The sequence below is a fragment of the Providencia sp. UF-183 genome, from assembly GCF_058246155.1.
This window is the reverse complement of sequence record NZ_JBSICD010000002.1, coordinates 200028-213465: the sequence shown is the minus strand read 5'-3', so window position 1 is coordinate 213465 and position 13438 is coordinate 200028. Positions and strand designations below refer to the sequence as shown.

The following is a 13438-nucleotide window of genomic DNA, read 5'->3' as shown; positions in this document are numbered from 1 at the left end:
CTAAAGTGTCATGATATTTAAATACTAAAGATGATGAAAAAGATAAAAACTATAGCTCAAATAAAGGATATTGAGTTATTCAAAAAAAAATGTTAGCTAAGGTTGAAAAGGATAGTTCAACCAGTTGCTGGCTGTGGCGAGGAAGTAAAAATTATGATGGTTATGGTAATTTTTCTTTCGAAAGGCGTATAAACCAGCACTGACGTGAGAATATAGCAATCTCTGTTTCTTGTTTTATAATTTAAAGGGAGAAAGGAATAGGATTTTCTTGGCCAAATAGTTTTGATGTTTTTTCATTTACAATGCATTCGCAAATGGAAGGTTTAATGTGATTACTGTTATGCTTTTCCCTTTAGTGTTAAGTGGTTTTATCGCTGTTGGTACGATAGACCCATTTCTGATTTTTAAATTATCGTTGCTGGTGCTGTAGTACTCCTGAGAATATCTAGGCAGAGCAGAGCAGAGCAGAGCAGAGCAGGGTATTTTAGTAAGAGGCGTGCCTCTTTTTTGAAATGTTAGAGGCACGCTTTTTAGCTTTAAAAATTTTCTCCATCAATGAAGAAGATTCTTTCCTGTGTGTTAGATATGAGAAGTAAGGATCCCAACACTCAGTGCTAGAATCGACCAGAACCCAATAAATAAAGTATATTTTGTTAGCATAGGGTTTACTCCTTTAATTTTACTTATGTATATATACTTGGTTAATTTAAAGTTAAATATACAGTAAAATAAGCTAACAAAGTTTTACATGTTTTACAATATTGTTTCATTAAAGTTTGATTGATTATTTTTTAATGCGTAGATATACGTAATAAAATTGTTATTAACCAATAATTTTGTTAAGTTGCATCCTTATTTGGGTAGATATGTCATATTAGAATGAAAATTTTACTGGTAGTTATTTGTTTTACTCTTATTTCAGGGTGTTCTTCAGCACCAACTTATGAACCAAATAAGCCCACATGGCCTAAATCGCATAAGGACTCGCGTACTTCGACGCAAAAAAGAATAGATAGAGAAGCTGTTCATGAGCAGCAGCGAGCTATTATGCGTGGAGAAAGACCTGATTATGGTGTTTTTGACCGTTATTAAATCATTTTTTTTAAACGTTTAAAAATTGAATAGTTTTATCGCTGTGAGTTGCTCTCTTATCATATTAGAGGTAAATTTTAGTCATGTTTTCAGCAAGTGGTTTTTTATTGTGATTGCAATTTTTTTTCGTATACTCTGCTTTTTAATTCTAGTCCTTTTTGCATTTGTACTGGGTGTTTCATTTAATCTTAATCCTCAACTTGATGTGACTGCTCAAGCTAAGTTGATGGTGACAAATTTTATGTATCAACCTAAAGCAACAGAATTTAGAAATGTAAAACTTTATGCTGCAGCCCCAAACTCCCCACATAATATTGTCGGTAATGTTTGTGGTGAAGTGTTTACGTTCAAAGATGAAGCTCCTTACCATTATGAAAAATTTATTATCCAAGTTGCAAAAGATCATAATGGAAAAAATATCTTATCGTTTCCTTTATTCGATTTTGAAGGTGAAATGATACCCAAAGAGGATTTTCAGAAAATCTGGCAGCAACGCTGCGTTAATGAAATTTCAATAGTTGAACTATAAGGCTCGATATAAAAGGTTGTGGCTTTATTTTTTATATGTATAGGTACTCAAATGGAAGCATCTTTACCTGCTCTTGATTTAATTACATTATTAGATATCTTATTTTCATCATCACACTCCCCACTTTTAGAGAAATTAAGCTACCACGCATTAATGATTAATTATGCTTTTTAACTATTCCCTCGTGTTATGGCTTTGCAAACAAATAATATTACGAATCGAATTTAATATAATTGTTAGTTTATTGTAATTTCATTGTTAGAAAAAAATAACAGAAAAGGAAAGCAATTTTGCTTTTATTAAGATTGTTAGTTAACATATCCTAAATTAAGGTAATCTAAGGGGAACAGAATGAAAACGTTTGGTGTCGTTTTAACGATTATTGGGCTCATTACTGCTTTTCTATCCTATAATATGGATGTAAGTATTCCCATCGTCTATGGTGAGAATGTAAAAGATGCAGGTCTTGCATTTGATAGGCAAAATTACATCATAGGCAGCTTTGTTGTTGCTTGCTTAGGGGTTTTAATTGTTCTTTTTGATAATCGTAAGAAGAAATAATTTGGTTCAGTAATTACTCATGATTTAGATACTTGTCGCGCTGAGTAGGCTAATTATAGGAGTATTGGCAAGTAATTCTAGAGAACGTTGAAAAAAATAGCCCATCGTGAAATGGGCTGAACTTACATGATTTGTTATTCGCGTTCATCATAACCAATAAAATAATGACATTCTGTAAAAAAGTGGTTCAACTTCACTGTGTTTTGTTATATTTCTTTTTTGTAAAATCAATACATTCAAAATATCAAATTTATATACAATAAAAACAGTTGGTTAGATTTGTTCTGTTGTATTCCCTTTGTTTCTTCTTTGTAACACCTCGAAAAAATAATTTTCAACCAATTAAATAAGATTGCAACGCAGCTATAGGATTTTATCCAGATAAAATGGTGAAAAGTATATGATGAGGGTTTGTTATATCCTCATTATGATGTTAGGCCGGAATCTGACCACTATAATATTGCTCAGGCTATCTGGTTGGAATAAAATAAACCAACTTAACCTAAATAAGGGTGTATATGAAAAATATTCTGGTATTTTCAGCCTTGGTTTTAATTGTGGGGTGTAGCGCAAAAGAAACCACTGAAACGAAGCCTATTGGAATGGCTAATCCAGCTTCGGTTTACTGTGAGAAATTAGGCGGAACATCTAAAATTACTGACACTGCACAAGGGCAAGTAGGTATTTGCACATTACCTTCAGGTGAGAAAGTAGAAGAGTGGGCCTTATACCGTAGAGATCAGCAATAAATTTTCTAGCCTTTCTCCTAAAGCAAAAGCCTTTTTGGGTTTTTGCTTTGTCTTAGCTAAAAATAAATCATTTTGTACTCACCTTTTTCTGTTATTGACCGATAACAGTAGTACCGCTATCTATTCACTAGTTTTGATAAAACTGAGTATAAACTTTTGTGGGGGCATTAAGAGTTTCTATGGCGATATTTTTATCGTTTCATATTGCTTTTGATATCCCGGTTGATCGAACTATCATAAATTATTGATGTAAAATATTTTTATGGAGTGTTGTCTCATTATGTTCAAAAAAGAATACTAAAATATAGTTAGCTATTTTATGTTATTGAATAGAGGTAAAAACGGGTCTTATTGTACGAATTGAACATGCATAAGAACGTTATGATGATATTAAGAGTACGGACTTGCTTGTTTTGTAGTCTTTTTTTGATGTGTTTAATGTGGTAGATCACACTCTTACACACTATATGCGTAAATTAGGAATATTCCTAATGCTAAAAATGAGGGGTAATATCTTATTTTTTGATACTGTTCGTTTTAAGAAATCATGATGATTTTCATATGGTTATAAAACATGAAAATTGATATAAAACAGTTTGTTTTTTATGCTAACTGATTGGCTTTTTTATCTTATATCAAAAACAATGATAATTTTTTTTTACATTGCTTCTATTACTGATACTCTTATTTAGGTAATTTGCTCGTTTGTGTGATTGAATGAATAAAGCATTTTATTGCGATTTTATTATGGTTTTCTCAATTATTTTGTTTTCAATATTCACTTATATTTTCTTATTTGCAATAAATCAGATTTAAATCACCCCATAACTTATAAATCCCTCCCACTTTCCTGTATAAAGCCAATTATTAATATAAACAACCCTGAATACTCGTTATGTGTGTTTTGTCGGGGGTAAGCATAATAATTCGCTATTATCATTTCTTTAATTGCAGGTAAGTCACTTACTTTTGGTTAAAAAATACATAAATATTTCTTATGTGTATTAGTGTATTCACTACTGGAAATATGAAGTGTTTGGTTGTTATTTTGCGACTAAAAGTATCTAAATGTAAGTCAAATGTCTTTTTTGTTCATTAAAACCAAAAAAACACATTTTATAAAAACCCATGCAAATCAAAATAAATTATGTAATTCACTATAAAATTATAATAAATCACTTTTATATCTAAAAATTGAACTTTTTACGTGTAAATCAGCGAAAATAACACATCAGATAACTCAATCAATAGATCATTTTTAATAGGTGTCGTCTATCAAATATTTTGATATGCGATGATAAAAACGATTTAATAAAATTTAAGTTATTATGTATCCTCTCTGCGAAATCATATAGAGCATATGATTATGAATTCTAAGTAGGACTAATTAAGAAATATATTTATTTGCATTATTGCAGAAGGTTTCGGAATGAAACATAAGCCTGAGTATTCGTATATTCATTATACGATAGGATTTTTGTTTTCATTTTTTACCACTAAATAAAACAAAAACTTAATGAGTTCTGTAAGCGTAAAAATAAAAATCTCATATTAGGAAATGAAAATGAAGAAAGTACTACTGACTGCTATCGCAACAACAATCATCGGCTTATCAACTGCTAATGCAGCTGACACAAAGGTTGGCGGTGGCCAAGTGACTTTTAACGGTAAAGTTACGGATGTTTCTTGTAATGTTTCTATCGATGGTCAAGGTAGCGATGCAAACGTCTATTTAGCACCTGTTTCATTAGAAGAAGTTAAAACAGGAGGTGCTGGTAAATTACTGAAACCAAAATCTTTCGTTATCGATGTAACTAACTGTTCAGCGGCCAATGCAAAAGATGACAAAATTGGTGTGGTATGGACTGGCGGTAACTTATTAAGTGGTAGCGAAAAATTAGGTTATTTAGCTAACACAAATTCTACTGGTGCACAAAACATCCAGTTTATCTTATCTGCAGATGATACGAAAAAATTTATCGTTCCTAATGGCGAGAATCAACAAAAATCTGAATTAGTTACTGCAATCACTAATGGTTCACGTTTCGAATACTATGTTGGTTATATTACTAGCAAACCTGCTGATGTCACTGCGGGTGAAGTAAAAAGCTACGCAACATACCAAATCACTTACAACTAATTATTGATATATTTTAGTTAAATATGCGTTTGATATTTAAATAATATTCTTATTGTAAGCGGTAGAATCAGTACCGCTTTTATCTTTTGAGGAAAAAATGAAAGCAACTCTATTTTTATTCTGCTTCATTTTCAGTATGAGTTCGTTTGCAAATAATATCATCGTGAATGGCACGCGATTTATTTATCCTGGGAATGAAAAAGAAATTACCGTGCAATTAACGAATACAGCTGATCGACCTGCGGTAGCACAAGCTTGGCTTGATACTGGTGATGCCTCAGAAACACCAGATACGATTAAAACACCCTTTCAAATTACGCCACCTATCTCGCGCATTGAAGCTAAGGGTGGACAAAATATTCGAATTAAATTAATGGATAAAGGCAGTATTCCTCAAGATAGAGAAAGCCTATGGTGGCTTAATATTCTAGATATTCCGCCAATGGTTAAAGGGAAAAATGGAGAGGTCCAAAATGTTTTGCAACTCGCAATTCGTTCAAGATTTAAGTTCTTTTATCGTCCAACGGGTTTGAGTAGCCGAGAACTTGCCGCAGAGGAACTGATTGTTAAGTCAAATGGAAAAAATATCATCATTGAAAATCCATCCCCCTATTTTATTACTGTTACAAAAGTATCAGTGAATGGCGATGTGGCGCTAAATGATAAAACTATTTTATTAGAACCAAAGAGCCAGTCTATTGTGATGCTAAAACAGGCAGTTAAAGCAGGCAATAATATCGTTATTAATAACATAAATGATTATGGTTCAGATATTGCGGTAAAGACTACTGTTAAATAGGAACTCGAAATGAAACAGCGAGAGTTAAAAATTAAAATTAGTAATACACTCTCTGTAACGTGTCTTCTTGCTTGCTGCATGGGGGGGATATCTTCAGCCTCAGCAAAAGAGGATGCTGATTATGAATTCAATACTGGCTTTATTATTGGTAGCAAGGATGATGTTGATTTACAACGTTTTAATAGCTATGGAATTAGCCCAGGCGCCTATTCAGTAGATGTTTACACCAATAATAATTGGAAAGGGCGTTATGAGCTTGACTTTAAAGAACGCGAAGGTGGTCAACTAGGTGTTTGTTATACCGCGAAAATGTTGTCAGAATTTGGCGTCGATACTGAAAAGCTAAATCCTCAAATGAAGAAAGATAATGATGATTGTTTACCGCTAAATCAATGGAACAGCGATAAAGATATTTCGGATACTTTTTTATCTTCTACATTGCGATTAAATATTTCTGTTCCACAAATTTATGAGCAAAAACAATCAAGAGGTTACGTTTCACCTCAATTTTGGGAAACAGGTATTCCTGCGCTCAATTTTGGCTATGTGGCAAACTACTATGATAGCCACACCAGTGGCGCGCAAGGGCAAAATCAATCGACTGCTTTTTTGGGTGTAAATGCAGGGTTTAGTTATGACGGTTGGCTAATTAAACATACAGGAAACTTGAGTTGGCAACGTGCTAACGGGACTAATTGGACTAGCAATCAGACTTATTTGCAAAGACCTATTGCGACATTAAAGTCGAAAGCAACTGCTGGGCAATTTTATACAGATGGTGACCTATTTGATAGCATTAGCTTGCGTGGGGCTAAGATTGCGACCGATGATAATATGTATCCTGATGGGATGACAACCTATGCACCAGAAATTCGAGGTATTGCTCAAAGCAATGCCCTTGTGACCATTAAGCAAAATGATAACGTTATATATCAAACAACGGTGTCACCAGGTCCTTTTATACTCAATGATGTTTATCCATCAGGGTATGGTAACGATCTGAATGTCACTGTAAAAGAAGCGGATGGCAGTGAAACTAATTTTAGTGTGCCGTACACTTCACTTGCACAATTATTACGGCCTGGTTTTAGTCGATATCAAATTGCAGGCGGTAAGGCTGATTCGGAAGGTTTAAAAAACCGCCCATTCATCGTGCAAGGAACAATACAGCATGGTTTGAATAATATGTTTTCATTATATGGTGGAGTTACCGCGTTTGATGACTATCAAGCTTATTTGATTGGTTCTGGTGTGAATACGGGGATTGGTGCTTTAGCTGCTGATATTACTCAGTCACGTACTGCATTAAAAAATGAAACTAAAAATGGGCAAAGCTATCGAATAACATTTAGCCGGTTGTTTATGCAAACGGATACAAACTTAGTTTTAGCGGCTTATCGGTATTCAACAAAGGATTATTACAGTGTCAGTAATGGCCTTTATGCCCTAGATAATGATAAACGCGGTCTAGAACAGTATTTAGGTCGTGAAAAAAATGGTTTTAGTTACACGATTAATCAAAACCTACCTGAAGGCTATGGTGGTATTTATTTTACTGGGCGAGTTTCAAGTTACTGGGATAAGTCAGGCACTGAAAAACAATATCAATTAAATTATAACAATAATTATGAACGTCTGTCTTATGGCCTCTCTTTTGTCAGAGTTTATAAAGAAAATAATAATCAGAAAGATGACAGAATTAGCTTAAATCTGAATATCCCATTCTATTTTGGGGAAAGCCAAAGCACGACAATTTCTGCGTTCACTAACTTTAATAATGAGAAGTTTGGTTCAGGTCAGGTCGGAGCAAGTGGTACAGTTGATAAAGATAATAATTGGACTTATGGGGTTAATACTTCTGTAGCCAATGGAGTAGAGCATAATTTTGGCTTAAACACGGGGTACCGCACTCCTGCTGTAAATACGAACTTTAATTACAGCCAGGGTCAAGGATACCGCCAATACGGTTTAGGAGCGAATGGTTCAGTAGTCGTTCATTCTGGAGGGGTAACATTGACGCCGAACAGCTCTGCGACAATTGCATTGGTTGAAGCAAAAGGTGCTAAAGGGGCTTCTATTGTTGGTGCACAAGGAACCTCAGTTGATGGAAATGGTTACGCAGTTGCCCCTTATGTTCGCCCATATCGTATTAATAGTGTTGAAATTGACCCTAAAGGTAGTCCAGAAGATATTGTGTTTGAAAACACATCAATGCAAGTTGTTCCTTATGATGGAAGTGTAGTTAAAGTCATTTTTGGCACTAAAGTTGAGAAGAATGCGGTATACAACGTCGTCAGAGCTGACAACAAACCGTTGCCATTTGGGGCTAATGTGACCAATCAACAAGGTGATTCCATCGGTGTTGTTGGGCAAGGTGGTACAGTCTTTATCAGCAATGTCGAAACAAATATCGGCATTATTAAGTGGGATAAAGGTGAATGTAGATTTGTAATAGACGCTGGGGAAAGTAAGGAAAAATTATGTCAATAACAAAATACTGGCGTTGGTATATTGGAGTTGGGGTGCTTTTAACTTCAAGTATTGTTTCAGCAAAATGCACTCGTTTAAGTAATTATGTCTATGAGCTTGATATGGATATGGGGAGGGTGGTTGTAAGCCCAGACCTGAAAGTTGGTGATGTCATTAAAGAAGAAACTTGGACATTAAACTCTGGCGGTGGTCGTATTGCATATTGCGAGAAAGATACCAAAATCGAAGCTGAAATCGCAATGAATGGGTTAAAGCTTTGGCGTGATAATATTTATCAAACAAACGTCGAAGGTATAGGTATGAAGTTTCATCGAGGTGGTGAAATATCAATGACTTACCCACATACATTTGTGACACCAAGGAACAATAATTACTCGTTTGCAAGTTCTAAATTTACTTTAACACTAGTTAAAACAGCACCGATAACAGGATCAGGTACAGTCGCAAGTGGAATTTATACGACGTATGGAGATAGGCGAGCCCCCCCTGCTTTTTTGAGAACATATTTAAGTGCTAATGCAATTACGGTTGTTTCACCATCATGCCAAATAACCAGTGGTGTTAATCAAAATGTTAATCTTGATCCAATTAAAAGAACGCAATTAACAGGACGTGATACTTGGGCGAATGAAACTCCTTTTTCAATTCGTTTAAGGTGTAATGGTGGAGTTAGTCTTTCAGGACAAGCGAATGTTAATTTAGTATTTTCAGGATCTAAAGCTACAACGACACAAGTTAATGGTGTTCTCGCGAATGAAAGCCCAAAAAATGCAGCGAAAGGAATAGGAATTCAAGTTGTTAATCGTAATGATAGAAGTCCTATTAATTTTAATGGCAAAACTAAATATATTGTTGCTAAGCTCACCAATAATAAAGATAAAGATATAGAGTTAAATTATTTGGCTCGTTATTTTCAACATGATGAAGTAACGACGCCCGGTGAAGTGTATGCAAAGATGCGCTTTGATATTACCTATGACTAATAAACATAAAACTGGATAGGGAAATTAGATATTTAAGTGATATTAACTCAAGAGTGAATATTGGTTTTTATCGTTGAACGTCATTTCTATAATTTTATGTTCTGATAATCTCCTAATTTATATTTTAACAGTTGAAAAATAACATAGACTTTAGTGCCTATGTTATTTTTTTTGATTTATACAAAAGAATTCGATGACAGGATTTTATTAAGAATACTCTTTAGATGAGATGATAATACTTTCAGCAGCATATACTAGCTCTTTATTTATTTCACGATCTAGTTCATTTTTTTTGATTTTTGATGAACTTACACAATCTTGAAAAAACCATTCGATAGGGCAATTTAGTGCTTCAGCAATATCAACTAAATGATTAAGAGGTATTTTATTAATTCCATTTTCATAACGTGATATTTGCTGTTGGCTTAAGTGTAGTTTATCAGCTAAATTCGCACCTGAAAGACCTAACTCTTTTCTCCGGTTTTTTATTTTAAGACCAATAATTGTATGAATGTCCATATGACATCCTCGATTTTTTGTGAAGGGTTATTATTTGATTTTTAGTCAACTATTACGAGAGTAGTATATTAAAAAATAAAGCGGTTTAAAAGTTTTAATGTGCATAATTATGATGAAAACCTCTATTTATAATAAAATAACTAATATCATTATTTTTTGTGTGGGATAAGGATTGGAATTAAAACTGAATTTTTAATTTTTATTGTTAATATAATCAATAAAAATAATCATATCAATGATATCAAGTCATTATATTTATAATTAAAAATGAATGTTTCAATATGAAATCATTTTTAATTAGTTAATTAAAATCAATGTATTATGATGTTTTTTAAATGCATTAAATTACCTTTTATTAAAATAGGTTAATGCATGGATAATTCATTGTTAATAACATGATCATTAGTGTCTGGTTTAGATAATTAAAGATTGATTATATTGATTAGTAAATAGCATAATTTAATAAATGTTAGCCAAGGCAGAATATTAAAACCTAAAAAACATCTTATATGATGTTTTTTGCAAAGGGATCATTACTAGGATTTTGATTCCATAAATATTCCATCCTTAAGGCAATGTTTTTAGCTATTTCGATACCATAAAAGTCGCTGACGATCTGCAAAGACATATCAATACCAGCACTAATGCCTGATGATGTATAAAACTTACCATCATGCACCCAGCGTGCTGACGGTTGCCATAAAACTGATTGATTTAAGGAGGTAACCCAGTCATATGCCAGTTTATTCGTCGTTGCTTGAACCCCATTTAATAACGCAGTCTTTGCCAATAAAGCAGCCCCAGTACAGACCGAAATAGCTGTATCCGCAAATTCAAACTGGGCTTTTACCCATTGGATATAATTCGCATCCATCGAAAGAGGGCGGGTTCCTTGGCCTCCAGGGATTAAAATATGTTGGTAGACAGGAACGGGCACCGCACGAGTATTGAGGGTAACGCCTTGAGAGCTTGTCATCGCCCCGCCATTAGGTGAAATAAAATCTATCTGACAGTGCTCTAATCGGCCAAAGACTTCAACAGGCCCCATTACATCAAGTGTTTCAAACTGATCAAACAGAATAATAGCAATATTAGTTATGGGCATGGCGATTAAATTCTCATTTCAAAAATGATTATTTTGCCATAATCTTATCTTTTCGATTGGGATTTTGTGCACTAATACGAATATGCCTCAGACAAAAATCAATCACAAAATATGCGGATTAACATATACTATTATTAGGTTCTTCGAGCGCTTATCACTATCTGTGAGGTGAAAAATGAAACTGTATATTTATGACCACTGCCCATTTTGTGTTAGAGCAAGAATGATTTTTGGATTAAAAAACATTGCAGTAGAAAACATTGTTCTGTTGGATAATGACTATGAAACACCCATTAGAATGATTGGTAAGAAAATGCTACCCATTTTGGAAAAGGAAGATGGTAGCTATTTACCCGAAAGCTTAGATATCGTGCATTACATTGATCAAAAAAGCGAAATAAAATACGCAGCAGGTGCTTTATCATCACAAATTGAAACGTGGTCTAAAGCCGTCTCTAGTGTCGTTTATAAATTAGTGACACCTCGTTTTGTCGAAACTGATTTTCCTGAAATAAGCACAAATGAAGCAAGAGCGGCATATATTGAGAGAACATCGAAATCCTATGGCGACCTTGCTGAGTTTCGAAAAGAAACGCATACATTACTGGTCGAGCTTGCTCCTCAACTGTCATTACTAGATGTCTGGCTAGAAAACCGTAAAGAGGTTATTGATATAAATGATTTTTATATATTTCCTACGCTACGTAGCCTGAGTATTGTTGCTGGTTTAGCGTTTAGTAGCAATATTCATAATTATATGGATAAAATGTCGGATATAACGAAAGTTGGCTTGTTGTTTGATAAGGCAAAGTAGAATCGAACGAATGCTTGCCGATAAAACCGTACACATTTTAAACCACATTAATGTGTACGGTTTTGCATTGAGAATATTAAGTTAATTGGCGTAATCGCGAAGGGAATACACTAACTTGTAATGCCCTTGAATTAAAACCAGTTGGTTGTTTTTTAAATTAATTGTTGCGCCCTCTGTAAGCATGCGCTTTAACATCGTATCCCATTTAGATAAATCCTCATCAACACATTCAAGCTCAGTCTTACTTAAGTTTTTAACGGTAATTTTGGCGTTATTTATATTGCCTAACCCATTAAAATCGTTGCACATTGAGGCAGAAACAAACATTTTTTCGCCAAACGAGATATATGGCACAGTTTGTTTATTTTTTATTGCTTTCCCATCAACCTCTGTTAAAACAAAACGATGGTGGATTAGGGCATTTTCAACATTGCGGTCATCATTTTTTGCATCAACTTGGTGTGTTTGGCACGCGGCTAATAATAACCCCAAAATTGTCAGTGGAATTAAACGCTTCATCATTCTAACGTCCAATTATGCATTAACAGTGTTAGGGCAGGCTTCACCACGACTTACTTGAGCAATATTATTGAGAGTTGTTTGGCTAATACTGGTTAGCGCCTCTTCAGTTAAAAATGCTTGATGGCCAGTAAATAAAACATTATGGCAAGAGGAGAGACGGCGGAAAACATCATCTTGAATAACATCATTAGACTTATCTTCAAAAAATAAATCTCGCTCATTTTCATAAACATCCATACCGAGAGAACCTATTTTCTGGGATTTCAATGCATTGATTGCAGCAACAGAGTCAACTAATGCTCCCCGGCTGGTATTGATGATCATGACGCCTTTTTTCATTTTATTAAAAGCGCCTTCATCAAGTAAATGATGATTTTCAGGTGTAAGAGGGCAATGGAGTGAGATAACATCAGATTGTTTATATAATGTATCTAAGTCGACATACTCTGCACCTAAGTCTAAAACCGCTTGATTAGGGTAAGGGTCATGAGCAAGTAAGCGCATTCCAAAACCTTTTAATATGCGCAAAGTGGCTTGCCCAATTTTGCCTGTTCCAATGATCCCAGCGGTACGATTATGCATGTTAAAACCCGTTAAGCCTTCAAGTGAGAAGTTTGCATCTCGGGTACGTTGGTAAGCTCTGTGGATCCTACGGTTGAGACATAACATCATTCCAACAGCATGTTCAGCAACGGCTTCTGGTGAGTATGCAGGAACTCGAACAACCTGGATGCCTAATTCTTTTGCCGCTTCAAGATCAACATTATTAAACCCAGCACAACGTAAGGCTAAAATGTGAATATTTAATGCCGCAAGTTCTTCTAAAACTGCACGATTCGCTTCATCATTAACAAAGATACAAACAGCGTCTGCGCCAACAGCATTTTTTGCGGTCTGAACGGTTAATGGAAAGTCAAAGTATTCAATACTAAAATTAAATTCTGAACCTTGATTAACTTGCTCCATATGCTTACGGTCATACTGTTTGGTACTATAAGAAACAATTTTCATCGCGGAGACTCCAATTTTTAGGAACCAATAAAAAGAGTAGGTAAAATAGTGTACCTACAAAAGATAAACCCAGAATAAGACAATTAAGTTTGTAAATCACCTAGAAATTAAGAAAATAGGTATC

The 13438-nt window shown here is 34.3% G+C and carries 12 protein-coding genes; 8 read left to right on the top strand and 4 right to left on the bottom strand.

The genetic code is table 11. The annotated features are described in order from the left end of the window. The first annotated feature begins 1201 nt into the window (after nt 1-1201). The 7 genes from AC4IFT_RS02420 to AC4IFT_RS02390 all read left to right on the top strand — a co-directional run bounded on the left by AC4IFT_RS02420 (nt 1202) and on the right by AC4IFT_RS02390 (nt 9343). On the top strand, nt 1202-1621 hold the full coding sequence (locus AC4IFT_RS02420) for a hypothetical protein (protein WP_490732523.1): 420 nt from the start codon (nt 1202-1204) through the stop codon (nt 1619-1621). Between the two features lie 351 nt (nt 1622-1972). Further along, nucleotides 1973-2182 carry a hypothetical protein gene (locus AC4IFT_RS02415; RefSeq protein ID WP_490732527.1) on the top strand — a complete coding sequence of 70 codons (210 nt, stop codon included), beginning with the start codon at nt 1973-1975 and terminating at the stop codon, nt 2180-2182. A gap of 518 nt (nt 2183-2700) precedes the next feature. Continuing rightward, nucleotides 2701-2931 carry a putative hemolysin gene (locus tag AC4IFT_RS02410; RefSeq protein ID WP_490750536.1) on the top strand — a complete coding sequence of 77 codons (231 nt, stop codon included), beginning with the start codon at nt 2701-2703 and terminating at the stop codon, nt 2929-2931. Between the two features lie 1564 nt (nt 2932-4495). Then, nucleotides 4496-5071 (top strand): fimbrial protein, encoded by a 576-nt coding sequence (locus tag AC4IFT_RS02405; protein WP_490732531.1) that lies wholly within the window; start codon nt 4496-4498, stop codon nt 5069-5071. A gap of 97 nt (nt 5072-5168) precedes the next feature. Continuing rightward, on the top strand, nt 5169-5870 hold the full coding sequence (locus AC4IFT_RS02400) for a fimbrial biogenesis chaperone (RefSeq protein WP_490732533.1): 702 nt from the start codon (nt 5169-5171) through the stop codon (nt 5868-5870). Nucleotides 5871-5879: 9 nt separating this feature from the next. Further along, nucleotides 5880-8360: a fimbria/pilus outer membrane usher protein gene (locus AC4IFT_RS02395; protein WP_490750535.1), complete on the top strand. Its 2481-nt coding sequence runs from the start codon at nt 5880-5882 to the stop codon at nt 8358-8360. Next, nucleotides 8351-9343, top strand: coding sequence for a fimbrial protein (locus tag AC4IFT_RS02390; protein ID WP_490732537.1), 993 nt, complete (start codon nt 8351-8353; stop codon nt 9341-9343). Before AC4IFT_RS02395 ends, AC4IFT_RS02390 begins: the two co-directional genes overlap by 10 nt. Nucleotides 9344-9550: 207 nt before the next feature. On the opposite strand, the gene AC4IFT_RS02385 is transcribed toward AC4IFT_RS02390, so the two are convergent. Both AC4IFT_RS02385 and AC4IFT_RS02380 read right to left on the bottom strand, forming a co-directional pair. After that, nucleotides 9551-9862: a helix-turn-helix domain-containing protein gene (locus AC4IFT_RS02385; RefSeq protein WP_490732539.1), complete on the bottom strand. Its 312-nt coding sequence runs from the start codon at nt 9860-9862 to the stop codon at nt 9551-9553. A gap of 505 nt (nt 9863-10367) precedes the next feature. Further along, complete coding sequence (locus AC4IFT_RS02380) at nt 10368-10967, bottom strand: DJ-1/PfpI family protein (RefSeq protein ID WP_490732541.1); 600 nt, start codon at nt 10965-10967, stop codon at nt 10368-10370. Between the two features lie 175 nt (nt 10968-11142). Between AC4IFT_RS02380 and grxB the strand changes: the two genes are divergently transcribed. Continuing rightward, entirely contained in the window at nt 11143-11781 is a 639-nt protein-coding gene (grxB, locus tag AC4IFT_RS02375) for a glutaredoxin 2 (RefSeq protein ID WP_490732543.1), read from the top strand. Between the two features lie 81 nt (nt 11782-11862). On the opposite strand, the gene AC4IFT_RS02370 is transcribed toward grxB, so the two are convergent. Beyond that, nucleotides 11863-12303 carry an META domain-containing protein gene (locus AC4IFT_RS02370; protein WP_490750534.1) on the bottom strand — a complete coding sequence of 147 codons (441 nt, stop codon included), beginning with the start codon at nt 12301-12303 and terminating at the stop codon, nt 11863-11865. A gap of 12 nt (nt 12304-12315) precedes the next feature. Further along, entirely contained in the window at nt 12316-13314 is a 999-nt protein-coding gene (locus AC4IFT_RS02365; protein WP_490732547.1) for a 2-hydroxyacid dehydrogenase, read from the bottom strand. Between the last annotated feature and the right edge of the window lie 124 nt (nt 13315-13438).